Source organism: Stenotrophomonas sp. SbOxS2, from assembly GCF_013416715.1.
Classification (GTDB): Bacteria; Pseudomonadota; Gammaproteobacteria; order Xanthomonadales; family Xanthomonadaceae; genus Stenotrophomonas; species Stenotrophomonas lactitubi.
Genome location: NZ_JAAVXD010000003.1, coordinates 58,758 through 84,843 on the forward strand (window position 1 = coordinate 58,758; position 26,086 = coordinate 84,843).

The window sequence follows — 26,086 nt, forward strand, 5'->3', positions numbered from 1 at the left end:
AATGGAGGCATGGATGTCTCCCACTTGCTTGATGGCCTGAACCCGGCCCAGCGCGAAGCCGTCTCCGCTCCCCTCGGTCACCACCTGGTGCTGGCCGGTGCCGGGTCGGGCAAGACGCGCGTACTCACCCACCGCATTGCCTGGCTGCATGAAGTCGAAGGCGTGCCGACGCACGGCATTTTCGCGGTGACCTTCACCAACAAGGCCGCTGGCGAGATGCGCCATCGCATCGACGCACAGCTGCCGCATGGCAGCCGCGGCATGTGGATCGGCACCTTCCACGGCCTGGCCAACCGCCTGCTGCGCCTGCACTGGCAGGACGCCAAGCTGCCGGAAAGCTTCCAGGTGATGGATTCGGACGATCAGCTGCGGCTGGTCAAGCGCGTGGTACAGGCGCTGGAGCTGGATGACGGCAAGTACCCGCCCAAGCAGATTGCCTGGTGGATCAACGCGCAGAAGGATGAGGGCCGCCGCCCGCAGCACATCCAGCCCGAGCCGAACGATGCGTGGCTGGAAACCATGCGCCAGGCCTATGCCGAGTACCAGGCGCGCTGCGACCGTGCCGGCCTGGTCGATTTCGCCGAGCTGCTGCTGCGCGCGCACGAACTGCTGCGCGACAATCCGCCGTTGCTGTCGCATTACCGCGCGCGGTTCCGCGAGATCCTGGTGGACGAATTCCAGGATACCAACGCCATCCAGTACGCCTTCGTGCGCGTGCTGGCCGGGCATGAGGGCCACGTGTTCGTGGTCGGTGACGATGACCAGGCCATCTATGGCTGGCGCGGTGCCAAGGTCGAGAACGTGCAGGGCTTCCTGCGCGATTTCCCGGGCGCGCAGACCATCCGCCTGGAACAGAACTACCGTTCCACCGCCAACATCCTCAACGCCGCCAACGCGGTGATCGCGCACAACCCGGACCGCATCGGCAAGCAGCTGTGGACCGACAGCGGCGACGGCGATCCGATCGACCTGTACGCGGCGTACAACGAGATGGACGAGGCGCGCTACATCGTCGAGCGCGCGCGGCAGTGGGTGCGCGACGGTGGCAGCTATACCGAAGTGGCCGTGCTCTACCGCAGCAACGCGCAGTCACGCGCGCTGGAAGAAGCGCTGCTGAGCGAACAGGTGCCGTACCGCGTGTACGGGGGCATGCGCTTCTTCGAGCGCGCCGAAGTGAAGGATGCGCTGGCGTACCTGCGCCTGCTGTCCAACCGCAACGACGACGCTGCATTCGAGCGCGCGGTGAACACGCCCACGCGTGGCATCGGTGACCGCACGCTGGACGAAGTGCGCCGCGAAGCACGCACCCAGGGCATCTCGCTGTGGGAAGCCACGATGCTGGTGACCCAGGGCAGTGCATTGGCGGCGCGTGCGCGCAACGCGCTGGCCGGCTTCCTGGTGCTGGTCAATGAACTGCAGGCGCAGACCCTGCAGATGACCCTGGCCGAGCGCGTGGACCATGTGCTGGTGCGTTCGCAGCTGCGCGAGCACTGGAGCAAGGAAAGCCGCAACGCGCTGGATTCGGAATCGCGCACCGACAACCTCGACGAACTGGTGTCGGTGGCCTCGCGCTTCGTGCGCCGTGCCGACGACATCGAGGAAGTGGGCGAGGACATGGACGAGCTGGTCGCGTTCCTGGCCTATGCCGCGCTGGAAGCTGGTGAAGGCCAGGCGCAGGCGGGCGAGGAGGGCGTGCAGCTGATGACGCTGCACTCGGCCAAGGGCCTGGAATTCCCGCTGGTGTTCCTGGCCGGCGTGGAAGAGGGCCTGTTCCCCAGCGCACGGTCGCTGGAGGAAAGCGGGCGGCTGGAAGAAGAACGTCGACTGGCCTACGTTGGCATCACCCGTGCGCGACAGAAGCTGGTGCTGAGCTACGCCGAATCGCGGCGCATCCACGGCCAGGACAACTACAGCCTGCCGTCGCGCTTCCTGCGCGAGATCCCGCGCGAGCTGCTGCACGAAGTACGGCCGAAGGTGCAGGTCTCGCGACCGGCCTCGATGGGCGCAAGCCGGGTGATGGGTCACGCCGCCATCGAAGCGCCGCCGATCAAGCTGGGCGCGCTGGTCAACCATCCCAAGTTCGGCGAAGGCATGGTGACCGACTACGAAGGCAACGGCGCCCACGCACGTGTGCAGATCGAGTTCGCCGACGCCGGCAGCAAGTGGCTGGTGATGGCATATGCCAACCTGACGGTGATCTGATCGCTGTCAGGGGGCCGGGACATCTGTAGAGCCGAGCCATGCTCGGCTGCGGTTGGCCGGAAAATTCAGCCGAGCATGGGCTCGGCTCTACAAAAACGGCTAGGCGTCACTTGGTGGTGAACGTCTCCACTGCTGCCACCAGCCGCACGCGCTCCATCATTTCCTCATCCTGCCGGTTGCGGATCAACACATAGCTGCCTTCTTCCGGTGACAACACCTCGATCACCTCGTCGCGATAATTGGTGATCTCGATGAAGCCGTCGCCTACGCCGCTCAGATTGTCGATTTCAGCCAGGAGTACCCGCAACGGCACGAGGGCGCCGGACTCGTCTGTGCCGCCGCCGGTGCGGGGGTTGTCGAAGTACACGCTGACCTTGGGTTGCACGGTTCTGTCCCACTCGTAGATCGAAACGACATGCGTCGTGGCCAGCCGGAACTCCTCTGCTGATTCCTCGCCGCTGAACTCGCACTGGAAGATCGGCACGCACAGGAACAGGTTCGCACGACCCTCAATCTGGTTGAGGAACCCGTGATACGTGCTGGGCACCGCCATTGCGTGGGTGAACCCATAAGCATTGGAAGAAATAGTGAAGATCGTTGGCCTGTCGTGAGACAGATGGCGCGGCGCTTCCAGTGCAACGCTGGAGGCGAGTTCCGGGTCGTTGATGTTCTTTGAGACAACCATCAGATCCTGGCCATCGGTGATCCTCAAACAGCAATGAAGATCGAATGTCGCCACGGTGTACTTGGCGAAGTAGCAGCCGTGGACCTCGGTTACCTCCCCGAACTCCTGCAACAGGTCATCTCTGGTAATCATGGGCGTGTCCAAGATGCGATAGCCCAATGATCGCTGATGAAGCCTGCGGCGGCCATGCAACGTCTCTGAAGGTACTGCGTAGGGCCAGAGCCCTTTTCCGTTGGAAAAGGGATCCGACCCCGATACGCTGCGGTCATGACCCGCAAGGTTCTCTTCCTCTGCAGCCAGAACCGCCTGCGCAGCCCGACGGCCGAGCAGGTGTTCGCCGAGTGGCCGGGCATCGAGACCGCCTCGGCCGGGCTGCTCGCCGACGCCGAAGAGATCCTCAGCCCCGAGCTGTTGCAGTGGGCCGACCTGGTGTTCGTGATGGAGCGAGCCCACCGCAACCGCCTCTCCAGCCGCTACAAACCGTGGCTGAAGGGCAAGCGCGTGATCTGCCTGGATATCCCGGACGACTACGAGTACATGGACCCGGTGCTGGTGGAGCTGCTGAAACGGAAAGTGCCGCCGTTCCTGCGCTGAGCGCGGTCTTGTAGAGCCGAGCCCATGCTCGGCTGCTTTCCGCAGCAAAGCCAGTCGAGCAGGCGCGGCTCTACAATAGCGGCCACATCTCCCAGGAATGCCCTCATGACCGAGCCCACGCTGCATGTCACCGTGAAGTTGAACGCCAGGCTGCAGCCCGAGCATCGCCATGAGCTGTTCGAGGATCCGCTGGATGCGCTGCTGCAGGCGGCCGAGCTGGGTGGGATCACCGGAGGCGGTACCGCGATGTCCGACCAAGGCGAAGTCGAATACGGTGATATCGAAGTGGCGCTGGTTGATGCCGCGGGCGTGCCGAAGCTGGTCGACCTGCTGGAGCAGCTGGGTGCACCGAAGGGTTCGCAGATACAGGGCGCAGGCGAGGCCGATCGCAGCTTCGGCGTGACCGAGGGCTTGGGCATCTACCTCGACGGCCTGACCCTGCCGGATGAGGTATACGAGCAGTGCGATTCGAACCATGTGTTCGAACAGCTGTCCGAGCGCATCGATGGCCTGGGCGAGATCTGCAGCTGGTGGCAGGGGCCGAGCGAGACCGCGCTGTACATGTATGGCCAGTCGTTCGAGGCGATGCGTGAGGCGATCGCTGATTTCGTCGGCAGCTACCCGCTGTGCCAGAACGCACGCGTGGTGCAGATCGCCTGAGCGTAGGCCTCTACCGGTAGGTGCCAACCTTGGTTGGCACGATGTCGTCGGTCGCGGAGAGCAGCCGAGCATGGCTCGGCTCTACAGAAGGGCGTTACCGACTTGCGGCCTGCTGCGCGTTCTCGCGCAGGGCCAGGTGCTTGCCCAGCTGGTAGCCGCCATAGAACAGCACGAACGCGGCGGCCACGGCCAGAAGAATGGCCCGTGGGGTGATCCGTGATGTCGGCTTGCGGTCCTGCATGCGCGTGCTCCCCGATGGCGGCAGCGTGCCGCGCGCCCAGCATGCGCCGTGCGTGGCAGCCGGGCAAGCCCGGCGCTACGGTGTGACCGGACCCCGCACCTGCTCCCAGTCCAGCCCGAACCTGGCCAGATACTTGCGCAGGCGGTCGGCGTCGTTGGTGCTGGCGCGCTGCGTGCGCGAGACCGCAAACAGCTCGCGACCCGCAGCGGACAGCGATTTCGCGCGCGCACAGACCCGCACCACTTCTTCCAGCTGCACGCGATCGAAACGGTCCAGCGTGTCCACGGCATCGCCCAACAGTGCATCCAGCGGTGAAGGCGCATCGCCGCCGCGCCACTGCGCCCGCAGGCGCACGATCTCGTCTTCCACGCCCTCGATCTGGATGCGCCCGGCACTCGCCAACGTGGCCAGGCGCATGATCGACGCGCCCAGGTCGCGGAAGTTGCCACGCCACGCCGCTTCCGGGCTGGTGGCAAACGCGAGATAGCGCGTGCGTGCCTCAACGTTGAAGCGAACCCGCGCATGCTGGTCCTGCGACCAGCGTTCCAGCTCGAACTCGATGTTCGGTTCGATGTCCTCCATGCGCTGGGCCAGGCCCGGCAGGCGGTAGGTCCACAGGTTGAGGCGTGCCAGCAGGTCTTCGCGGAAGCGGCCTTCCAGCACCGACTGCTGCAGGTCGCGGTTGGTGCCGGCGATCAGCTGGAAGTCGCTCTCCACTTCGCGGTCGCTGCCGACCGGCAGGAACCGCTTCTCTTCCAGCGCCCGCAGCAGCATCGCCTGTTCGTCCTGGCCGAGTTCGCCGATCTCATCCAGGAACAGCAGGCCCTGGTGGGCTGAGCGCAGCAGGCCGGCACGGTCGCTGGAAGCGCCGGTATAGGCGCCCTTGGTATGGCCGAACAAGGTGCTCATCGCACCGTCGCCGCGCAGCGTCGCGCAGTTCACCTCGACGAAGCGACCCGGCAACTGGTGCTTGAGCTTCTTCAGCTCGAACACACGCTTGGCCAGCTGGCTCTTGCCTGCACCGGTCGGCCCCATCAGCAGCATCGGCGCGCGCGAGCGGGTAGCCACCGTTTCGATCTGCTCGATCATGCGGTTGAAGGCCGCGTTGCGGGTGGCGATGCCGCCCTTCAGCAGGTCGCGGTCCTGCAGCTGCTGCTGGGCGAAACGCTGGGCGATATGGTCGTAGCGCGATAGATCGAGGTCGATGACCGCGTACGTGCCAGCGGCGCCATCCTGTTTGCGTGGCGGCGAGGTCTGCAGCAGGCGCCCGGGGAAGTGCCGGCTCTCGGTCAGCAGGAACCAGCAGATCTGCGCGACGTGCGTACCGGTGGTGATATGGACGTAGTAGTCCTCCTCCTCCGGCTGGAACGGATAGCTGGCGAGGAAGTCGTGGAGGGTGGCGTAGACCCCTTCGAATTCCCACGGATCTGCCAGGTAGGTGTCGTGTCGCTGCACGCTGATGTCCGGCGCAGCCTGCACCAGATCCTCGCAGACCACGCCTGCCAGCTTGCTGTAGCGGCGCTCATCCAGCAGCAGTTCGATGCGGTCGGGCAGAAAATCCTCATGCATGCCCAGTGACACCGTCGGGCGCCACTTCTGCCAGCGGCCCGGGCCTTCGCCCGCGTCGAGCTGGGTGCCGAGCATGCCGAAGACCACCTGCCGACGCTTCATATCCATTCCTATAAAAGTGGCGCGAGAAATATATATCTTTTCGCCGCGTCTCGCTGATCAAGATAGCTCGATTCAAGAGAAATTCCATGAAAATCAATCGCATGGATACCTGCGAGAAAAGTTGGCACGGCCATTGCTCTATATCCAGCAAGACACGACGCGGGCTGTTCCCGCCGAGGACATCAGCATGGCCAACCTTTCGCTCTTCTCCTGGATGCGCACGCCGCAGCCGCCGCAGGCAGACACCGTCAATGAAGCCGGTGGCCTGGCCTACCGCCGCGACCCGCGTGCAGCGCTGGCGCTGTATGCGGCCACCGGGTGCCTGAACAACACTTTCTACAGCGACGCCGAAGCGCAGCTGCAGCAGGTGCTGGCGCTGACCGCGCAGGTCGAGCCGCGCTTCATCGCCCGCACCGCGCTGTACGCCCGCCAGGTCGCACACATGAAGGACATGCCGGCGCTGCTGTTGGCGGTGCTCAGCCTGCGTGACCCGGAGGCGTTCGCTCTGGCGTTTCCGCGGGTGATCGACAACGGCCGCCAGCTGCGCACCTTCGTGCAGATCATGCGCAGTGGCCAGGTGGGGCGCCGTTCGCTGGGCTCGCTGCCCAAGCGCAGGGTGCGCGAGTGGATTCAGCAGGCGTCGGCGGAAACGCTGGTGCGTGCGGCAATCGGCCAGCAGCCGTCGCTGGCCGATGTGATCCGCATGGTGCACCCGAAGCCCGCCAACACCGAGCGCAAGGCGTTGTACGCATGGATCATCGGTCGTCCGTACGACGAGGCGCAGCTGCCGGCGGTCGTGCAGGCCTACGAAGCGTTCAAGCGCGATCCGCGCGGACTGCCGCCGGACCTGCCGTTCCAGTACTACAGCACGCTGCCGCTGGATGCGGCGCAGTGGTCGGCACTGGCCCGCAATGCATCGTGGCAGTCGATGCGGATGAACCTCAACACGTTCGCCCGCAACGGCGTGTTCGATGATCCGGCGATGGTGCAGGTGATCGCAGATCGCCTGCGTGATCCGCAGCAGGTGCGTCGTGCCCGTGTACTGCCGTACCAGCTGCTGATGGCCTTCCACGCGGGTGCTGGCTTGCCGTCGCCGATCCTGGAAGCGCTGCAGGATGCGATGGAGATCGCGACGACATCGGCGCCGGCATTGCCGGGGCGGGTGGTGGTGGCGGTGGACGTGTCCGGTTCCATGCAGTCGCCGGTAACCGGCTACCGCAAGGGCGCCAGCACCGCAGCACGCTGTGTGGACGTGGCGGCGCTGGTTGCAGCCTGCGTGCTGCGCGGTCAGCCGCAGGCCAAGGTATTGCCGTTCGATACCGAGGTGCGCCACGTGCGGTTGAACCCGCGCGACAGCGTGATGACGTTGGCCCGCCAGCTGGCGATCAACGGCGGCGGTACGTCGGTCAGCGCGCCGTTGCACTACCTCAACCTGCGGCGCGAGCCGGTGGACCTGGTGGTGATGGTGTCGGACAACGAGAGTTGGCGCGACACCCGCACCGGCGGCCAGACCGCGACGATGCTGCAGTGGGACGCACTGAAGCGTCGCTGCCCACAGGCTCGGCTGGTGTGCATCGACCTGCAGCCGGTGGCCAGCAGCCAGACCGTGCAGCGCGGCGACGTGCTGCACATCGGAGGCTTCAGCGATGCGGTGTTCGACCTGATCGCGCAGTACGCCGCTGCGGCCGAGGACGGCAGCAGCTGGGTCCAGCGCATCCAGGACATGGCGTTGTAAGGCGGCAAGGATGTCGCCACGGACCGCCCGGCTGGCAATGGGGCCAGCCGGGCAGGGCCAGGAATTCGTTTTTGCGGTGAATGCTGGTGGAACTACATTGGTTGTCCCTTCGGGGTCGGGTTCGAGTCCCGCGTTTCCTGCCTGTCGTGAGGAAGCAGACGTTCCACTTCCCTTGTCACCGCACCTTTTCAAACGGCACCGGCAACGGCGCCGATGCTTCACCGCCGGCAGCGCGAATGCCGGAGGAACTACAGCCTCTTAAGCTCCAGGTCGCGGGTTCGACTCCCGCCTGCCGCGGCAACGCGGCGGTAGCTCAGTGGTAGAGCAGGATGTTCCTCCAGATTCTTGTCGTGCTGCCGGCACCTTCGCTTTCGTTGCGCGGGGAATGCAGGTGGAACTACATCGGAAGCCCTTCGGGGTCGGGTTCAAGTCCCGGCCGTCATCCACGGCAACGTGGACGACGGAATGTTCCACCACCTTTGTCACCGCACCTTCTTTGTTTTTGCTTTGGATGAAAGGAAACATCACCATGACCACTCTCAATTACGACGTGATCCAGCAGCCGGGTGCTGCACCGATCAAGCTGTGGACCCGCGGCGTGCCGCTGGAAGACCAGGCGCGCGAGCAGCTGCAGAACATCGCCAGGCTGCCCTTCATCCACAAGTGGATCTCGGTGATGCCCGACGTGCACCTGGGCAAGGGCGCGACCGTGGGTTCGGTGGTGCCGACCATCGGCGCGATCATTCCTGCGGCGGTGGGCGTGGACATCGGCTGCGGCATGATCGCCGTGCGCACCACGCTGGTTGCCAGCGACCTGCCGGACAATCTGTCGGCCGTGCGCAGCGCGATCGAACGGGCGGTGCCGCACGGCCGCAGCGTGACCCGCGGTGGCCGCGACAAGGGCAGCTGGGACACGCCGCCCGAACTGGCCGTGGAAGGCTGGGCGCAGCTGGTGGATGACTTCGCATTGATCTGCGAGCGTCATCCGCGCCTGAAGAACACCAACAACCTCAAGCACCTGGGAACGCTGGGTACCGGCAACCACTTCGTCGAGGTGTGCCTGGACCAGGAGCAGCGCGTGTGGTTCATGCTGCACTCCGGTTCGCGTGGCGTGGGCAATGCCATCGGCACCTACTTCATCGAGCTGGCCAAGCAGGAAATGCGCCGCTGGATGATCAACCTGCCCGACCAGGACCTGGCCTACCTGCCCGAGGGCAGCCAGCACTACGGCGACTACGTGTTCGCAGTGGACTGGGCGCAGCGTTTCGCACGCATGAACCGCGAGGTGATGATGCGCAACGTGGTGGCTGCGGTGCGCACGGTGATCAGCAAGCCGTTCGAGGCCGAGGCCGAGGCGGTGAACTGCCACCACAACTACGTGAACCGCGAGACCCACTTCGGCAAGGACGTGATGCTGACCCGCAAGGGCGCGGTGAGTGCGCGCAAGGGCGAACTGGGCATCATTCCGGGCAGCATGGGAGCCAAGAGCTTCATCGTGCGTGGCCTCGGCAACGAGGACAGCTTCCACAGCTGCAGCCACGGTGCCGGCCGCGTGATGAGCCGTACCCAGGCGCGCAAGCTGATCACCGTGGATGACCACGCCAAGGCCACCGCGCACGTGGAATGCCGCAAGGATGCGGAGGTGGTGGATGAATCGCCGGCGGCCTACAAGCCGATCGAGGCGGTAATGGAAGCCCAGCGCGATCTGGTCGAGATCGTGCACACGCTGCGCCAAGTGGTGTGCGTGAAGGGATGAAGCAACCCGTGCGCGGCGTACACTGCGCCGCGCACGGCAGCAGGGCCCGGCATCGAAACAACGGGCATGGAGGAACAGACAGATGGACATGATTGAACTGGATGGCGGGCAGGGTGGCGGACAGCTGCTGCGCTCGGCACTGACATTGAGCCTGTGCACCGGCACAGGCTTCACGCTGCACAACATCCGCGCGATCCGGCGCAAGCCGGGATTGATGCGCCAGCACCTGACCGCGGTGAACGCCGCGGCGCGGGTCGGCAACGCGTGTGTGCACGGTGCGGAACTGGGCGCTACCTCGCTGCGCTTCGAGCCGGGGGCGGTGAGCGCTGGCGACTATCATTTCGCGACCGGCAGCAGCGGCTCGGCAACGCTGGTGCTGCAGACCGTGCTGCCGGCACTGTGGCGCGCGCAGGGAGCGTCGCAGCTGCGCCTGGAAGGCGGTACCCACAACCCACTGGCGCCCAGTGCGGACTTCATCGCCGAAAGCTATCTGCCGGCGCTGCAACGGATGGGCGTGCAGGCGTCGATGCAGCTGCTGCAGCACGGCTTTCACCCGGCAGGCGGTGGCGTGATGGAGGTGCAGGTGCAGCCGTGCGCAGCGCTCCAGCCGCCGTCGCTGGAGGTGCGTGCGCCGTTGCAGGGAATCGAGGCACAGGTGCTGATGTCCGGCCTGTCCAGCGGCATCGGCCTGCGCGAACTGCAGGTGCTGGCCGAGACGCTGGGCGTGGACCCGCATCCGCGCAACGTGCAGTCGATACGGCCGGCGCTGGGACCGGGCAACGTTGCCCTGGTGCGCGTGCGGCATGGCGACCACGTGGAGGTGTTCAGCGGGCATGGCGAGCGCAGTGTCTCCGCCGAGCAGGTCGGCGCGCGCCTGGCCGGGCAGGTGAAGCAGTATCTGGACGGGGCGGGTGCCGTTGGCGAGTACCTGTCCGACCAGTTGCTGCTGCCGATGGCGCTGGCGGGCGGCGGTGCGTTCACCACCCACGTGCTGAGCGATCACCTGGTCAGCAATGCGCGGTTGATCGAGAAGTTCCTGCCGGTGGAATTCGACTGGCAACCGCACGAGGGTGGCTGGCGGGTGAAGGTGCAGGCCTGAGTGCCCGCCGGGCATGGCCCGGCGCTACCGGAGCATCCCAGCCGCGTGTCGATCCTGGGCATGTTGCGCCGGGCGACGCCAAGCCGCGCATCGGCCAATCAACCCGCGCTGCGCAGGCATCGCTGCGCGCTACCGGATTGATCCTGCGCAAGGCACGATCTCCACATCGGGTATGTAATGGTGTCGTTCCCACTGGGTAGATCACCGCGGAGCCCCACCATGTACAAGCGCATCCTGATCGCCACCGACGGTTCGGAGCTGGCCGACAAGGGCCTGGCCAAGGGCCTGGAGCTGGCCAAGGACCTCAATGCCGAGGTCGACATCGTCACCGTCTCTGAGCCATGGGCCGTCGGCATGTACGACGCCATGGGCTGGAGCGTGGGTTACATGAACAGCCCGGAGTACAAGGCCGACCGCGAGGAAGGCGCGCAGAAGGTGCTGCAGCCTGCGCTGGCCAAGGCGGCCGAGCAGGGCATCACCGCCAATCCGGTGCATGTGCTGGACCGCTATGCGGCCGACGGCATCATCGAGACGGCGGGCCAGCGCAACAGCGACCTGATCGTGATGACCTCGCACGGCCGCCGCGGCGTCACCCGCGTGCTGCTGGGCAGCCAGACCGCCGAGGTGCTGGCGCGCAGCACGCTGCCGGTGCTGGTCATCCGCTGATACAGAGCGTTCCCGGGGAGGGGACCCGACGCCGGCCGCAGGAAGCGCGCCGGCGTTGTTTTTTCCGGCGCCGGGTAGAGCATCCACGCATGGCGTGGATCTACTCAAGCTCACCGTCAAAGGTCCACGCCATGCGTGGATGGGTCACCGCAATGCCCAGTAGATCCACGCCACGCGTGGATGGGCCACCGAAACATCCAGTAGATCCACCCCATGGGTGGATGGACATCGCCGATCGCCTTGATGGGGTCAGAGCCCTTTCCTGCGGAAAGGGATCCGACGCTGCCTACATCACCAGCTGTACAGCTTCCAGTACACCGGCGACACACCGTCCTTGTCGTTGTCGAAGCGGCCATCGCCGTTCTTGTCGTACATGTAGAACGGCGCGCCGCGTGCCGGCGTCACCTTGACCATGCGCAGCTGGCCGGACACCCGGTACTCCTCGATGGTGTCACCGTTGTCCATCGTGCGCTTGGAGACATCGGCGCCCTTGACGTCCACCGGGGGCGCGCCGGCGCCGCCCATGCTGGCGCAGCCAGCGAGCAGGAGCACGGAAGCCAGCATCAGGGTTTTCATCGGCGGGGCCTTTGCCTGGAAAGAGCCTTGATTATGCCCCATCGTCGCGTCACTGCCGTGTCGCCTCGGTGCAGGCGTGGGCGCGTAGAATCGTCGCATGAGCAGATTAGTCCTGATCGACGGGTCCAGTTACCTGTACCGCGCGTTCCACGCGCTGCCGCCCCTGTCCAATGCACAGGGTGAGCCCACCGGCGCGCTGTTCGGCGTGGTCAACATGCTGCGCTCGACGCTGAAGGAGCGCCCGGCCTACGTCGCGTTCGTCGTCGATGCCCCCGGCAAGACCTTCCGTGACGACCTGTACGACCAGTACAAGGCCAACCGCCCGCCGATGCCCGACGAACTGCGCAGCCAGGTCGAGCCGATGTGCCGCATCGTCGAAGCGCTGGGCATCAGCATCCTGCGCATTGATGGCGTGGAGGCCGACGATGTGATCGGCACCCTGGCCCTGCAGGGCGTCGCACAGGACCTGAAGGTCACCATCTCGACCGGCGACAAGGATTTCGCCCAGCTGGTCCGGCCGGGCATCGAACTGGTCAACACCATGACCGGCAGCCGCATGGATTCGGACGCGGCGGTGATGGACAAGTTCGGCGTGCGTGCCGACCAGATCGTCGACCTGCTGGCGCTGATGGGCGACACCGTGGACAACGTGCCCGGGGTCGAGAAGTGCGGGCCGAAGACGGCGGCCAAGTGGCTGGCCGAATACCAGCACCTGGACGGGGTGATCGCGGCCGCGCCGACCATGAAGGGCAAGATCGGCGAGAACCTGCGCGCCGCGGTGGAGCGCCTGCCGCTGAACAAGGAGCTGGTGACCATCCGCACCGACGTCGCGCTGGACGCCAGCCCGACCACGCTGGCCCTGCGTGACCCGGATGTGTCCACGCTGGGCGAGCTGTACCTGCGTTACGGCTTCACCCAGGCATTGAAGGAACTGGGTGGGCCGGTACCAGCGCCTGCGGTGACCAACGACGCGACGCCCAGCCTGCGTGGTACCGCAGCCGGCTTTGCCCGTGGCAGCGCCGAAGCGCCGCCGGCGGGCGAACTCGATCCGGCGCTGTCGGCGCCCGGCGAGTACGAGACCGTGCTGACCACCGAGCAGCTGCAGGCCTGGGTCGCACGTGTGCAGCAGGCCGATCTGATCAGCTTCGATACCGAGACCGACGCGCTGGATGCGATGCGCGCGCGGTTGGTGGGCATCAGCCTGGCGGTGGAGCCGGGCAAGGCCGCCTACATCCCGGTCGGCCATGACTATCCGGGCGCGCCGGCACAGCTGCCGCTGGCACAGGTGCTCGACGCGCTGCGGCCGGTGCTGCAGGACCCGGCGAAGAAGAAGCTGGGCCAGCATGGCAAGTACGACCTGCACGTGCTGCGCCGCCATGGCGTGGACGTGCAGGGCTACCACGATGACACCATGCTCGAGAGCTTCGTGCTCAATTCCACCGCCACCCGCCACGACATGGATTCGCTGGCCCTGCGTTACCTGGGCTACAACACCATCAAGTTCGAGGAGGTGGCCGGCAAGGGCGCCAAGCAGATCTCGTTCTCGCAGGTGGGCATCGACGAGGCCAGCCGCTACGCCGCCGAAGACGCGGACATCACCCTGCGCCTGCACCACGCGCTGCAGCCGCAGCTGCGGGCCGAACCGACCCTGGACAGCGTGTACCGCAGCATCGAGATGCCGCTGGTGCCGGTGCTGACCAGCATCGAGGCCAACGGCGTGCGGATCGACACCGACGAACTGCGCCGGCAGAGCCAGGACCTGTCCTCGCGCATGCTGGCCGCGCAGCAGAAGGCCACCGAACTGGCCGGACGCAGCTTCAACCTGGATTCGCCCAAGCAGCTGCAGGCGGTGCTGTTCGACGAACTGAAGCTGCCGGCGGTGGTGAAGACCCCCAAGGGCCAGCCCAGCACCAATGAAGAGGCGCTGGAGGCGATTGCCGAGCAGCACGAGCTGCCGCGGGTGATCCTTGAATACCGTGGCTTGGCCAAGCTGCGCAGCACCTATACCGACAAGCTGCCGGAGATGGTCAACCCGGACACCGGCCGGGTGCACACCAGCTACCACCAGTCCGGCGCCGCCACTGGCCGCCTGTCTTCGTCCGATCCGAACCTGCAGAACATCCCGATCCGCACCGAGGATGGCCGCCGCATCCGCCGCGCGTTCATCGCCCCGGAAGGTTTCCAGCTGCTGGCGGCGGACTATTCGCAGATCGAGCTGCGGATCATGGCCCACCTGTCCGGAGACCCGGGCCTGGTGCGCGCCTTCGAGCAGGGCGCCGACGTGCATCGCGCCACCGCCGCCGAGGTGTTCGGCCGCACCCTGGAAGAAGTGACCAGCAACGAGCGTCGCGCGGCCAAGGCGATCAACTTCGGCCTGATGTACGGCATGAGCGCGTTCGGACTGGCCCGCAACCTCGGCATCGACCGAGGCCAGGCGCAGGACTACGTGGCGCTGTACTTCAGCCGCTATCCGGGCGTGCGTGACTTCATGGAGCGCATGCGCGAGCAGGCCCGGGAGCAGGGCTACGTGGAGACCCTGTTCGGTCGCCGCCTGTACCTGAACGACATTCATGCACGTAACCAGGGCCTGCGTGCCGGCGCTGAACGTGCGGCGATCAATGCCCCGATGCAGGGCACGGCCGCCGACATCATCAAGCGCGCCATGGTCGCGGTGGACCAGTGGCTGCGTGACAGCGGTGCCCCGGCGCGGATGATCCTGCAGGTGCACGATGAACTGGTATTCGAAGCCGAGACCGGATTCATTGAAGAGCTGCGCAGCAATGTCGTGCAGCACATGTCGCAAGCAGCACAATTGCGCGTGCCGCTGGTGGTTGATACCGGCACCGGCAGTAACTGGGATGAGGCGCACTGAGTCGCATTCAGGCCGAAAACGCCGTGAATTCGTTCATTTGCGTGATATTTCTGACTCGAACATGAATGTTTCCCTGAGGGGTGCTTATTAAATTGGGCCCCTTCACGAACCGTTAGTGTTCGGAGTGCTTCTATAACTCCCGACAGGCGCAACGCCTGTTGTGGATCTCTCCCATCCCCTGGAGCAGATCTCGGAACGGGGGCTCCTCCCCAAGCACCCGTTCCCCGGCCCCGTTGACCTCCCCCTGGTCAGCGGGGCTTTTTATTTGTGCGCTGCTGCGCCACGCTGGGCCATCGCTCAGCAGGGGAACCCGCAATGCCCGATCTGTTCGCCCTGGCGATGCCGTGGTGGGAATTCATCCTGCGCGCGGTGGTGGTCTATGCCGTGGTGCTGGGCATGGTCCGGCTCAGTGGCAAGCGCGCGCTGGGGCAGGTCACCCCGTTCGATGTGCTGCTGATCGTGCTGCTCGGCAACGCGGTGCAGAACGCGTTGCTGGGTACCGATACGTCGCTGGCCGGTGGCCTGCTGCTGGCCGCCACGCTGATCCTGCTGAACTACGGCGTGGGCTGGATCACCGCCCGCATCCGCCGCATGGAACGGCTGATCGAGGGCGAACCGGTGGTGATCGCGCGCAACGGCAAGCTCTTCGACAGCGTGCTGCGGCGCGAGCTGGTCAGCCGCGCCGATTTCGAGGTCGCCATGCGCCAGCAGAGCTGCATCGGCGTGGAAGAGGTGGAACTGGCACTGCTGGAAACCAACGGCCACATCACCATCATTCCCAAGCGCAAGGACGATTGACGCGCGCCACAGCGTGGGCCGAAGGCAGTATTCCTCCGGCCCACGGCACCACGGTTTACTGTTCGGCCGCCTGCGCCTTCATGCCCGCCCAGTCACGTGTGGCGTCCACATCGCAGGCTACATGGGTGCCCTTGCCATCCTTGGCGCAGATCGCCGCCATCGTCTGCGGAACCTTGGGGTCGGCGGTATGCGCATAGCCTGCGGCGAGCCCCAGGCAGCCATCGCGCACGCCGGCGCTGCACAGCTTGATGAAATAGGGCTGGGCCTGCGCCCACTTCTCCGCGCTGTGCAGTTCCTCACCGGCGACCTTGCAGCCGAGCAGCTTGCCGTCGTTGCAGCATGACGCGGCGCCGCCCTTGCGGGCCAGGATCGGGCAATCCAGCGGCTGCGGGATCTCCACGAATGCCGGCGGCGGCTGGCAGCTCGTCGCGGACTTGTCCATGCGCTGGTAGTAGCCGTAGCGGTTGTCCTTGTCCATCCCGGCCAGGGTTCCGTTGCTCAGTGGCTGCAGCACGAAATCGCTGCCGACGTCACGACGGATCAGGATCCTGCCGTCCTGCACGCGTGCGCGCAGGCGGGTGCCGACACCCTCCACTTCGACCAGGCCGGCATCCAGGAACCGCAGCGACGACAGCAGGCCAAGCTCGGCCTCGAAGCGGCCGCAGGGAAGCGCGGTAGCTGCGACCGGGGTCAGCGCCGACGACGCGAGCGGGGTCAGCATCGCCAGGCCCTTGGCCGGGCCGCAGGCGTAGGTGCCCTCGCGCTGCGTGCACGAGCGCTGCAGGGCCTGCTGCGCCTGCTGCAGGCGTCCGCCGTTCCACAGCGCTTCGGCCACGTTGCTGCAGAACGACTCGCCCTGCTGCTGTGCGCACAGCGCCGCCAGTTCATCCAGCTGCGCTGCTGGCAGCGGTGCGTCCAGCGTCTGCTCCAGACCCATCACCGCCCTGCCCATCAGTTCGCCGGCCATGGCCTTCATGACGGCCATGCAGGCTTCCCCCTCCTCGGGCGATGCATCATCGCGGCAGTAGGCCGGCATCTGCGGCTCGGCCTGGGCACGCTGCGTTTGCGCCTCCTTGGCCTGGCGCTGGTAGGTCTCCTGCAGTTGGGTGCAGGCTGCCTCCACGCCCTCGCTGCACCAGGCGTGCAGCTGCAAGGGCGCGGCCTCAGGCAGTGCCTCCAGGCAGTCGCTGGTGTCGGCCATGCAGCTGCCTTCGACCATCTCCGGTACCGGCTTGCAGGCGGCCGCTGCTTTCAGGTGGAACGTGTGGTATCCGCCGGTGACCGTGCGGTCGTTGTCGCTGAACTCCCAGTTCTCCAGGCGGCCGGTGGACAGGTTGCCGGTGCCCAGCAGGTTGTCCTGGCGTACCAGCCGCAGCCGTTCCGTGGCCTGGTAGGGGCCCGAAAGGAAGCCGTGGGCTTCGCTTTCGATGGTCAGGCTGGCGTTGCCATCGTCCTGCAGGTAGGTGCCGCAGGCCATCGACTGCGCGGCCACCGGCAGGCTGGGCACGGCCAGCGCGAGCAGCAGCATGAGGCGCCAGGTGGCCATCCGGCGGCGTGGGGAAACAACAACGGGCATCACGGTCTTCCTTGATTCAAGACAAGAGGGGGAATGAAGCGGAGCGCGCCGCAGCGCGGCCACCGCCGCGCGGGCGGCGGTTCGCGCAGCGGCAACGCGTGCAGCGTCCGGTACCGGAAGCGCCTACAGCCAGTCGCGTGGCACCAGGTAATCGGCCAGGCGCGCTTCGGCGCTGCCGTCTTCCGGGGTAAAGCCGTACTCCCAGCGCACGCGCGGGGGCAGGCTCATCAGGATGCTCTCGCTGCGGCCACCGCTCTGCAGGCCGAACAGCGTGCCGCGGTCGTAGACCAGGTTGAACTCGACGTAGCGGCCACGGCGGTACAGCTGGAACTCGCGTTCGCGCTCGCCGTACGGCGTGTCCCTGCGCTGCTGCACGATCGGCAGATACGCATCGAGGAAACCATCGCCGACCGCGCGCAGGTAGGCGAAGTCACGCTCGAAATCGCCGTGCAGATCGTCGAAGAACAGACCGCCCACGCCGCGTGTTTCGTTGCGATGGCGCAGGAAGAAATACTCATCGCACCAGCGCTTGTGCGCGGCGTAGCGTTCTTCACCGAACGGCGCGCACAGATCGCGTGCCACCCGATGCCAGCGCTGCACGTCCTCGTCGAACGGGTAGAACGGGGTCAGGTCGAAGCCACCGCCGAACCAGCTGGCCACCACTTCGCCATCGCGCTGCGCCTGGAAGAAGCGCACGTTGGCGTGGGTGGTCGGCACGTAGGGATTGAGCGGGTGGAACACCAGCGACACACCGGTGGCGCGCCACGAGGCGCCGGCCAGTTCCGGCCGGTTTGCCGAGGCAGACGGCGGCAGGCGGCTGCCCGCCACATCGGAAAAGCCGATGCCGGCCTGTTCGAACACCGCGCCATCGCGCAGCACGCGGGTGCGGCCACCGCCGCCCTCGGCACGCTGCCACAGGTCTTCCTGGAAGCGTGCGCGGCCATCGGCGGACTCGATCGCCGCACAGATGCGGTCCTGCAGGTCGGTGAGGTAGGCGCGAACGCGCTCGAATTCGTTCATGGCGCGTACTTTACCGCAGGGGCTGTGCCGACACCCGCGCGCGCAACGCAGAGGGGTGCCGCCCCATCGCGCTGGTAGCGGGTGAAGCGGTTGTCGCGGTCGTTCGCCACCAGATCGCCATTGGCCAGCTGCCAGAACACCCGGTCCTCGCCTTTGCCACTGCGCAGGTGGACGGCTCCCTCGCGCAGGGCGGCAGGTTGCGTTTCCTGTCCCGCCATTCGGACCTGGGCATCCTCGCTGAACACCAGGTCGCCAACCTGCGCCTGGTAGCGGCCACAGGGCAGCGCGTGCAGAGGTACCACGGCCAGATCAGCGGGCGACAGCGACGCCAGCGGCGCGGCTTTGCTGCATGCCTCCGGATCCTGGCCGATCCTGCACGCCAGCTGCAGCGCGTCGCGTGCAGGCAGCAAGCGCTTGGATGCCCACAACGCAACGGCAGTCGCATGGCAGAAGCTGGCGCTTGGATGTTCGCGGCACAGCGTGCTGACCTCGTCCAGCTGCTCAGCAGGCAGTGGCACCTGGTGCGGTGTGCTGCCCGCCAGTGAGAACGCCCAGCCGATATCGCGTGCACGGCTTGCCATCTCGGCCTGCTCGCATGCGTCCCGGTCGTAGCGATCAGTGCCCTTTTCACACGCCGCAGGCGTGGCCGGTTCCTCGCGGTCGCTGGCCAATGCCATCTCCAGCAGTAGATCGTTGCGGGCATCGCTGCGGTAGTCCTCGATCAGCAGATTGCAGGCAACGGGAATCTCTTCGCGGCACCATTGCCGCCAGCGTTCGGGACCCGCGAGCGCCATGTCATCGATGCACTGTGCGACGTCCGCGCGGCAACTCCCCGCCGCAAACACCGGCGCCGGGCGGCACTCGGCCGCGCTTTCCAACGCGTAGTGATGGTCGTCGCTGGCCAGGACGCGGCCGTCGCCGACGATCTGCAGCGCGCTGACGCTGCCGGTGGCCAGGCTGGCCATCACCAGCGTCTCGCCCAGCCGTTCCAGGTTGTACGGTTCCGGGGCCGTGCCGGGCGCGAGCAGGCGGCCCTGCACAGGGCTCTCCACCTGCAGGCGGGTATCACTGTCGGCGTCCTTGAAGGTGCCGCACAGCAGGGCCTGCGCAGACACGACTGGGCTCAGCAGCAACAGCAGCACGACGCCCCAACCCTGCGACAGGTGGTGGCGGATGACAGTGGCGGAGGGCATGCGGCAACTCCTGGTAGAACGAGAACGTGAAGGTCAGTGATCATGGCCGAGCGCAGCCCGGCAGCGTGCGTTGGGAAGGGGCCGATATCGCTGATAACCGGTCTGCGCATCCATGCCGAGCAGGTCGCCGTTGCCCAGCTGGCGCAGCACAAGGGTTTCACCGTCCTGCTGCAGGTGGACGGCGCCGTCATGCAGGCGGGCACGTGCGCCATCGCCAAAGTCGAGCGTCTCGATCACGCCACCATCGGCCTGATAGCGGCCGCACGGCACCTGCAGGAGCGGCACCAGGCGTAGATCGGCACCGAGTTCACGCAATGGTGCGGTACGTTCGCAGGCGCTGACGCGCCCCGCATCGCAGACCACCTGCAGGGCCTGCACCGCCAGCGCAGGTTCCAGCGCAATCAACTGTTGTTCGGCCACTTCGACGCAGAAGCGGCCATTGCGGTGCTGCAGGCACAGCTGCTGCAGGTGATCGCGTGCAGCGGCCGTAAGGCGCGAATCCAGTGTGTCTTCGTCTTCCCGTTGCAGACGTTCACCCACCCGCTGCATGGCGGCAGCCAGCGCATCGTCGGTCAGCGCCTCGCAGGCTGCTGTGTCATGTCCGGGCGTGTGTTCGCGGCAGACGGGCGGGCGCTCGAAGCGCGCGGGGCCGATGTCGTCGCTTCCCACCGCAGTCACTGCATCGCGCAGCTGTCGCAGCACCGTCGAGCAGCCCGCGCCAACGCCTTCGTTGCACGCGCGTTTGGCCTGACCGGGCGAGGCCGTGGGCAGCTGCGCGATGCAGTGGCTGCCGGCGGCGCGGCAGCTGCCGTCCATCGCGCTGGGTTCGATGGCGCAGGCGCGAGGCTGGCGCAGGGTGTAGACCACGACGACGTCGTCCTCGATGCGCTGCCCATCAGCACTGATCCGGATCGGCTCCGCCACGCCATCGTCGAGCATGACCAGCCGGGTCCGCGCCGCACTGCGATCGACCCACAGCGGCTCCGGCTCACTGATGTGGTTGTGGCGGTAGCCGGTACTGGGGGTGGTGAACACGAGCGCCATGCCGCCATCGGTACTGCGGTATTCGCCACAGCGCAGCGCATCGGCACCGGCAGGCAGTGCGATGAGCAGGAACAGGGTGGGCAGGAAGTTCAACAAACGCATGCGACGGTCCTTGTCGTGCGGGAAAGAGATAGGGCTCAGCGGAAACGCGCGCGGATATCCGGCCGCAGCAGGCGCCAGCCCAGCCAGCCCTGCAGGCCCGCGAACAACACCGAGGTGCCGACCAGTGTCAGGGTGAACAGCACGCGCTGTACCTGCAGCTCATGCTGCGCTGTCGGGTCGCTGGCGAGCAGCGCGATGAATACCAGCAGCAGGCGGTCCATCCACCAGGCGATCACGAAGTTGGCCAACGCACTCAGGCCCAGCATCCACACATAGGCCCACAGGCCCCATCGTCGCCCGCGCCACAGGCCCCAGCTGGCCAGGGTCGAGACCAGGCAGAGCAGGGCAACAAGCAGCGAGGTGGCCGCCGGGTGTTTCAGCATCCACCACAGGCTGCCGTCGAGCTGCTGCTCCCACGCCACTGTTACCAGCGTCGTCCAGAACCCGGTGCGGGCCAGTGCAGCGGCCATCAGCGCCTGCGCGAGGAAGTAGAGGGTGACCAGCAGGCACAGCCAGAACGAGCCCTGCGCCACCGCGGCGACCCAGTTGTTGGGTGGCGGTGGGGTGGGCGCGGGAATCGGGGGAATCGAGGCTGACATCCGTTGTCCGGGTGAGCGATGCCCGCCTCGTCAGCGGGCCGTCGCCAGGGCAGCGACCGCCGGCAGGATATGGTGTTCGCTCAAGGGTGCCAAGGGCCGGCCGTGCGGCGGCTGCAGCGGTACCCAGGCCAGTTCGGCGATCTCCGCACGTGCGCACGGCTCACCTTCGATCCACACCCGCCAGGCCTGTGCCTGCACGCGGTGGCCGGGCTCGTTCACTGCCCAGTCCTCGAACGTGCCCAACGGCAGCGCCGAGGCGGCATCCAACCGCACGCCCAGTTCCTCGTGCAGTTCGCGTGCCAGTGCCTGCAGCGGCTCCTCGCCCGGGTCGGGCTTGCCACCCGGCTGGATGAAACGGCTGGCACCGTGCTTGCGCACCACCAGCGCCCGGCCGCGATCATCGAGGATGACCGCGGCCACGATGTGGATCGTGGCCGCGGCAGCACTCACTTCAGGTTCTGCTCGAACAGCTTGAGGATGCGCTTGTACTGGTCCAGCCAGGAGTCGGCACGTACGTAGCCGTGGCGCTCCAGCGGGTACGGCGCGATCGACCAGTTGTCCTTGTGCAGCTCGATCAGGCGCTGGGTCAGGTTCACCGAATCCTGGAAGAACACGTTGTCGTCCATCATGCCGTGGGCGATCAGCAGGTTGTCCTGCAGGTTCTGTGCGTACTCGATGGGCGACGACACGCGGTACGCCTCCGGATCGATGTCCGGGGTGTTGAGGATGTTGCTGGTGTAGCCGTGGTTGTACTGGTGCCAGTCGACCACCGGGCGCAGCGCGGCACCGGCCTTGAACGTGCCCGGCGAGCGGAACAGCGCCATGAAGGTCATGAAACCGCCATAGGAACCGCCGTAGATGCCGGCATGGTCACGGTCACCCTGCTGGGTGTCGACCAGCCAATCCAGGCCGTCCTTGTAGTCTTCCAGTTCCGGATGGCCCATGTTGCGGTAGATCGCCGTGCGCCAGTCGCGGCCGTAGCCCTCGCTGCCGCGGTAGTCCATGTCCAGCACGATGTAGCCCTTCTGCACCAGCAGGTTGTGGAACATCTGCTCGCGGAAGTAGGCCGGGTAGCGCTGGTGCACGTTCTGCAGGTAGCCGGCACCGTGCACGAACATCACGATCGGGTACTTCTTCCCCGGTTCCTTGTTTTCCGGCTCGTAGTACTTGGCCCAGACCACGCCGGCGCCGTGCTTGGACGGCACCGCCACCAGCTTCGGCTGGACCCACTGGCGCGCCTTGTAGTCGGCGGTGCGGGTATCGGTCAGCACGCGCGCCTGGCCAGCGCCGGTGCTCGGCACCACCGCCAGCTGCGCCGGCAGGTAGGCGCCGGAATAGCGCACCAGCAACTGCTGGCCGTCCGGCGACAGCGAGAAATCTTCCACGCCATTGAGGTTGGTCAGCTCGCGCACCTGGCGGGCACTGGTATCGACCGCGCAGACTTCGTAGTCATGCGGGGCCTGCTGGTTGCACAGGAAGTAGAAGCCCTTGCCGTCGGCCGACAGCACCGGCGCCGAGGTTTCCCACTTGCCGCTGGTCAGCGCCTGCGGCTTGCTGCCACCGGCCTGGGTGTACAGGTGCGAGAAGCCCGATTCCTCGGACAGCAGCCACAGCGTGCGGCCATCGGCCATCCAGCCGAAATCGTTGAAGCCCCAGTTGATCCAGGCGTTGTCGGTCAGCCGGTGGCGGTTCTGCACGCGGCCGTCGGCAGCGGCAACGCTGACGATCCAGCGGTCCTTGTTGTCGTTGGCGCGCAGCATCACCGCGGCCTGCTGGCCATCAGCGCTCCAGCGGATGCCTCCGCCCATGAAGTCGCTCATCACCTGCACGCTGCGCTCGCCCTTCAGCGCGTCCTTGCCGGCCTTGCGGCGCAGCTCGGCCAGCGGATCGGTGCCGATGCCCGGCAGGCTGGACAGCGACAGCTTCTCGGCCTTGCCGCTGCGTACATCCACGAACCACAGGGTGTGCGGCTCGAAGCCGTTGCGGCCAACGCGGGTGCGGGTGTCCTCGGTTTCCTCGTAGCCCGACTCGGTCACGTACAGCGGCATCTTGCCGCCGCGGCCGTCATCGAAGTCCTTCGGCTTGGTGGTCACGATCAGGTGGCCCAGGTCCGGCGACAGCACGCTGTCGACGATCTCCACGTCGGCGCCGAGGAACACCGGGCCCGGTGCGCGGGTCGGGTCGGCCTGGCGCCAGCGCTGGTCCTGGTCCTTCAGTGCCTCGCGCTGCTCGCGGTCGCGGCGCAGGGTTTCCAGCGTGCGCAGCTGCTGGTCGCGCAGCACGTCGGCCTTCGGCGGCGTGCTCGGATCCTTGTCGGCCTTCAGGCTGGCCACCTGCTGCACGCCGCTGGCGGCGGTCCAGTGGAACCAGTTCTGGCCGACACGCCAGATCACCCCGTTGTCGGCGGCGAAGTTCACGCCGGCGGCGCGTTCGTTGCTGCGGGTCAGCTGGGTCAGCGCGCCGCTGCGCAGGTCGCGCACGAACACATCGCCGTTGCGCACGAAGGCGCTGCGGGTGCGGCTGCGGTCGTACACCGGATCGGCCACGTCGAGGCTGCCGCGCTGGTCGTCGGCTACCTGTGCGGCCACGCCACCGGCAACCGGCTGGCGGAAGGTGTCGCGCACCGGGCTGCCGTTGCGCTTGAGCTGGTATTCCACCTGCTGGCTGTTCCACGACCACCAGGCCTTCTCCACCGGCGGACCGATCCAGTCCGGGTCGGCCATGGCCTGTTCGATGGTGATCGGCGTGGGCGCGGCATGCACGGCCGGAGCGGCCAGCGCGGCAGACAGCAGGAGGGACAGGGGCAGCACTCGGGACATGGGCGGACAGCACCAGAAGAGGAAACCGGGCAAGCGTAGCAGCCGCAAGAGCCGGGGGAAGGGGCCACAGGTCATGGCAGCGGGATCGGCAAAGCGGTGCAACCGGTCGGCAGGGTCGCGCATCCAATCTCCTGAACCCGCATCATCCAGCGGACAGGAGCACGACCATGCAGGAACTCATCCCGATCACCCTCTTCATCTGTACCGCCTATGCGATCCATGCCATCGCCGATGCGCGTGCGCGCAGCAAGCTGGTGGCGCCGCACGTGCCGGAAGAGGTGATCCGCTCGCTGGCGCTGCTGGAAGAGGAGCGCCGCCGCCAGGGCGCGCTGCGCTGGGGCATCAGCCTGGTGTGCCTGGCACTGGCCATGGCGCTGCTGGAGGTCATCGGTGCACGCGACCTGACGTTCGGCGCCGCCGCCGCGATGGTCGGCAGCGCCGGCCTGGGTCAGCTGCTGGCCTGGCACTTCACCCGCCCTGCAGCACGCAAGGGCTGAGCCGGCGCATGTTGCGGGCACAGGAGGAGCCCCACGCATGAGCCTGCTGGGGGAAGCGCTGGCCGCATTGCGGGGGCGGCATCGACAGGATGCCGCGGCCGCGACCACCCCTGCCGAGCCGCTGGATGCGGACCAGGCGCTGGTGCGCGCCATCATCGACGGCTCGCAACCGGCCTTCGCGCAGCTGGTGGAAACACACCAGCGCACCTGCGCGCATGTGATCGGCCGCATGGTCGGCGACCGCGACCAGGTGGCCGACCTGCTGCAGGAAACGTTCCTGGCGGTATTCCGCCAGCTGCACCGGTTCCGTTTCGAATCCTCGCTGCGTACCTGGATTTCGCGCGTGGCCTACACCACCGCGCTGCAGTACCTGCGGCGGCGGCGACTGGAAGCGCAGTGGATGGTGGCTGTGCAAGCGCCCGAGGAACTGGGCATTGGTGACGACGGGCCGGGCCCGGCGGAAATCAGCGAGACATTGCAGGCCGGCCGTCACCTCGGCGCGGCGCTGGAACGATTGAGTGCGCCGCAGCGCTTAATCGTAGGCCTGCACTATCTGGAGGATTTCGATCTGGCCGAGATCGAACAGGTGACCGGCCTGGCCCGCGGTACCATCAAGAGCCACCTGTACCGTGCGCGCCAGGTCCTGAAGCAGGAACTGGTGCGGCACGCCACCGCCGGAGAGCTGCTGTGAACCGACCGACCGATTCCCGTGATGCGGAAGAGCGCGCGCTGGCACAGGCGTTGCGTGAGCAGGCGCAGCAGGAACAGACGCCGGATGTGAGTGAGGCGCTGCGGAAGCGCATTGCCATCGAGTCGCGCGACAGCGGTGTGCTGTACGTGGTGGTGCAGGTGCTGTTGTTTGGCGCGCTGCTGGCTGCAGCGGCCTGGTATTTTTGGAGCTGACTGACCGATCAAAGCCAGAGCAATTCATAGAGCCTTCACCGCGATCAGGAGCGAAGCCATCTGGAAGCCGTCCGGATGAGGAGTGTTCGGATCATGCCTTCGATTTCTCGATATCCAGAGGATTCAGATCGATGCTCTTGGCCTTCCATTCGTCCATCTTCAGCTGATTGGCGAATGCTCTCATCAGCGGATGATTGTCAATCTCTGCCCTGACTTCCTCCGTGACTAGCAGCGTTTGTTGTGTTGGACCCAACTGATCGATCATCTCATCGGTCACCACTTCCTCGACGACGAATCTTTCGAATTCCTCTGGGATGAAATCAAGCGATTCTGAAGATTCATCGGTCAGGAAAAGCACTAGGGAATGCAAGGCCAGAACGAACGCCTCGCCTTTATTGTCAGCGGCTGAAACACCGTACTGATCGAGTGGAACGGCGTTCTCGAGATAGAGATCGGTCTCGCTCATTAGGCGTTGTGAAGGCATGTCGCCTGTCGCGACCATATTCCACAATTCATCCAGAAACTGACGCGCTGGCTGCTTCTGGAAAATCGATGAAGCTGAGAACCCAAGGTAGAGCCTTTCGGCGGAATAGAGTGCACGCAAAAGCTCACGGCGTTGGGAAGTTGTGATCATTTGTTCTCTGATAATTCGGTTGATTCGAGCGCTGTTCCATGAGGATTCGGCAAGAGTGGCTGTCCCGCCTGTCGAGTTCGGCCGACTATAGTCAGCAAACCCAGGCAGCAAGAGGCTCGCACGTCAAAAAATCCGCAGATATGG

24 protein-coding genes and 1 tRNA gene are annotated in these 26,086 nt (G+C 66.3%); 13 read left to right on the forward strand and 12 right to left on the reverse strand.

Annotated features, from left to right (window positions below):
- Positions 1-9: 9 nt before the first annotated feature.
- On the forward strand, positions 10-2,202 hold the full coding sequence (gene uvrD / locus HFK18_RS05425) for a DNA helicase II (protein ID WP_108267661.1): 2,193 nt from the start codon (positions 10-12) through the stop codon (positions 2,200-2,202).
- A gap of 106 nt (positions 2,203-2,308) precedes the next feature.
- Here uvrD and HFK18_RS05430 read toward each other — a convergent pair whose 3' ends face one another.
- Entirely contained in the window at positions 2,309-3,019 is a 711-nt protein-coding gene (locus HFK18_RS05430; RefSeq protein WP_180164926.1) for a hypothetical protein, read from the reverse strand.
- 135 nt (positions 3,020-3,154) lie between these two features.
- On the opposite strand from HFK18_RS05430, the gene HFK18_RS05435 reads away from it, so the two are divergent.
- Complete coding sequence (locus HFK18_RS05435) at positions 3,155-3,481, forward strand: low molecular weight protein tyrosine phosphatase family protein (protein ID WP_100461988.1); 327 nt, start codon at positions 3,155-3,157, stop codon at positions 3,479-3,481.
- A gap of 105 nt (positions 3,482-3,586) precedes the next feature.
- A complete protein-coding gene (locus tag HFK18_RS05440; protein ID WP_180164928.1) occupies positions 3,587-4,141 on the forward strand; it encodes a hypothetical protein in 555 nt (184 codons plus the stop codon).
- Positions 4,142-4,235: 94 nt separating this feature from the next.
- Here HFK18_RS05440 and HFK18_RS05445 read toward each other — a convergent pair whose 3' ends face one another.
- Entirely contained in the window at positions 4,236-4,382 is a 147-nt protein-coding gene (locus HFK18_RS05445; RefSeq protein WP_164745102.1) for a hypothetical protein, read from the reverse strand.
- A 75-nt stretch (positions 4,383-4,457) separates the two neighbouring features.
- On the reverse strand, positions 4,458-6,053 hold the full coding sequence (gene rtcR / locus HFK18_RS05450) for an RNA repair transcriptional activator RtcR (RefSeq protein WP_180164930.1): 1,596 nt from the start codon (positions 6,051-6,053) through the stop codon (positions 4,458-4,460).
- A 187-nt stretch (positions 6,054-6,240) separates the two neighbouring features.
- On the opposite strand from rtcR, the gene HFK18_RS05455 reads away from it, so the two are divergent.
- From HFK18_RS05455 to HFK18_RS05475, 5 genes are all read left to right on the forward strand, one after another.
- Entirely contained in the window at positions 6,241-7,788 is a 1,548-nt protein-coding gene (locus HFK18_RS05455) for a VWA domain-containing protein (protein ID WP_180164932.1), read from the forward strand.
- Between the two features lie 303 nt (positions 7,789-8,091).
- Positions 8,092-8,234 (forward strand) — tRNA-OTHER (locus HFK18_RS05460).
- An 83-nt stretch (positions 8,235-8,317) separates the two neighbouring features.
- Positions 8,318-9,544, forward strand: coding sequence for an RtcB family protein (locus HFK18_RS05465; RefSeq protein ID WP_089237839.1), 1,227 nt, complete (start codon positions 8,318-8,320; stop codon positions 9,542-9,544).
- Positions 9,545-9,626: 82 nt separating this feature from the next.
- The gene (rtcA, locus tag HFK18_RS05470; RefSeq protein ID WP_180164934.1) at positions 9,627-10,643 is read left to right on the forward strand and encodes an RNA 3'-terminal phosphate cyclase; all 1,017 of its coding nucleotides are present in this window, start codon (positions 9,627-9,629) and stop codon (positions 10,641-10,643) included.
- 219 nt (positions 10,644-10,862) lie between these two features.
- Positions 10,863-11,309, forward strand: a complete 447-nt coding sequence (locus HFK18_RS05475; RefSeq protein WP_025878044.1) for a universal stress protein — start codon at positions 10,863-10,865, stop codon at positions 11,307-11,309.
- 291 nt (positions 11,310-11,600) lie between these two features.
- Here the strand turns inward: HFK18_RS05475 and HFK18_RS05480 are convergent, their stop codons facing one another.
- Entirely contained in the window at positions 11,601-11,885 is a 285-nt protein-coding gene (locus HFK18_RS05480; RefSeq protein ID WP_099819903.1) for a DUF2782 domain-containing protein, read from the reverse strand.
- A 97-nt stretch (positions 11,886-11,982) separates the two neighbouring features.
- Between HFK18_RS05480 and polA the strand changes: the two genes are divergently transcribed.
- Both polA and HFK18_RS05490 read left to right on the forward strand, forming a co-directional pair.
- The gene (gene polA, locus HFK18_RS05485; RefSeq protein WP_180164936.1) at positions 11,983-14,757 is read left to right on the forward strand and encodes a DNA polymerase I; all 2,775 of its coding nucleotides are present in this window, start codon (positions 11,983-11,985) and stop codon (positions 14,755-14,757) included.
- A 315-nt stretch (positions 14,758-15,072) separates the two neighbouring features.
- Positions 15,073-15,555 (forward strand): YetF domain-containing protein, encoded by a 483-nt coding sequence (locus HFK18_RS05490; RefSeq protein ID WP_180164938.1) that lies wholly within the window; start codon positions 15,073-15,075, stop codon positions 15,553-15,555.
- Between the two features lie 55 nt (positions 15,556-15,610).
- Here the strand turns inward: HFK18_RS05490 and HFK18_RS05495 are convergent, their stop codons facing one another.
- The 7 genes from HFK18_RS05495 to HFK18_RS05525 form a co-directional block, all read right to left on the reverse strand.
- Entirely contained in the window at positions 15,611-17,131 is a 1,521-nt protein-coding gene (locus tag HFK18_RS05495; protein WP_180164940.1) for a hypothetical protein, read from the reverse strand.
- Positions 17,132-17,254: 123 nt separating this feature from the next.
- The gene (gene hemF, locus HFK18_RS05500) at positions 17,255-18,151 is read right to left on the reverse strand and encodes an oxygen-dependent coproporphyrinogen oxidase (protein ID WP_180164942.1); all 897 of its coding nucleotides are present in this window, start codon (positions 18,149-18,151) and stop codon (positions 17,255-17,257) included.
- Positions 18,148-19,344, reverse strand: coding sequence for a hypothetical protein (locus tag HFK18_RS05505; protein ID WP_180164944.1), 1,197 nt, complete (start codon positions 19,342-19,344; stop codon positions 18,148-18,150). The genes hemF and HFK18_RS05505 overlap by 4 nt, the downstream gene beginning before the upstream one ends.
- A 33-nt stretch (positions 19,345-19,377) precedes the next feature.
- The gene (locus HFK18_RS05510; protein ID WP_180164946.1) at positions 19,378-20,490 is read right to left on the reverse strand and encodes a hypothetical protein; all 1,113 of its coding nucleotides are present in this window, start codon (positions 20,488-20,490) and stop codon (positions 19,378-19,380) included.
- Between the two features lie 35 nt (positions 20,491-20,525).
- Positions 20,526-21,089: a hypothetical protein gene (locus HFK18_RS05515; RefSeq protein ID WP_180164948.1), complete on the reverse strand. Its 564-nt coding sequence runs from the start codon at positions 21,087-21,089 to the stop codon at positions 20,526-20,528.
- Between the two features lie 30 nt (positions 21,090-21,119).
- Entirely contained in the window at positions 21,120-21,539 is a 420-nt protein-coding gene (locus HFK18_RS05520) for an NUDIX domain-containing protein (protein ID WP_180164950.1), read from the reverse strand.
- The gene (locus HFK18_RS05525; protein ID WP_180164952.1) at positions 21,536-23,908 is read right to left on the reverse strand and encodes a S9 family peptidase; all 2,373 of its coding nucleotides are present in this window, start codon (positions 23,906-23,908) and stop codon (positions 21,536-21,538) included. The genes HFK18_RS05520 and HFK18_RS05525 overlap by 4 nt, the downstream gene beginning before the upstream one ends.
- A gap of 167 nt (positions 23,909-24,075) precedes the next feature.
- On the opposite strand from HFK18_RS05525, the gene HFK18_RS05530 reads away from it, so the two are divergent.
- The 3 genes from HFK18_RS05530 to HFK18_RS05540 are packed head-to-tail and all read left to right on the forward strand — an operon-like array spanning position 24,076 to position 25,308.
- Positions 24,076-24,405, forward strand: a complete 330-nt coding sequence (locus tag HFK18_RS05530; protein WP_180164954.1) for a hypothetical protein — start codon at positions 24,076-24,078, stop codon at positions 24,403-24,405.
- A 37-nt stretch (positions 24,406-24,442) separates the two neighbouring features.
- Positions 24,443-25,096, forward strand: coding sequence for a sigma-70 family RNA polymerase sigma factor (locus HFK18_RS05535; protein WP_180164956.1), 654 nt, complete (start codon positions 24,443-24,445; stop codon positions 25,094-25,096).
- Positions 25,093-25,308, forward strand: coding sequence for a hypothetical protein (locus HFK18_RS05540; RefSeq protein WP_180164958.1), 216 nt, complete (start codon positions 25,093-25,095; stop codon positions 25,306-25,308). Before HFK18_RS05535 ends, HFK18_RS05540 begins: the two co-directional genes overlap by 4 nt.
- Positions 25,309-25,399: 91 nt before the next feature.
- On the opposite strand, the gene HFK18_RS05545 is transcribed toward HFK18_RS05540, so the two are convergent.
- On the reverse strand, positions 25,400-25,942 hold the full coding sequence (locus tag HFK18_RS05545; RefSeq protein ID WP_180164960.1) for a hypothetical protein: 543 nt from the start codon (positions 25,940-25,942) through the stop codon (positions 25,400-25,402).
- Positions 25,943-26,086 lie beyond the last annotated feature (144 nt).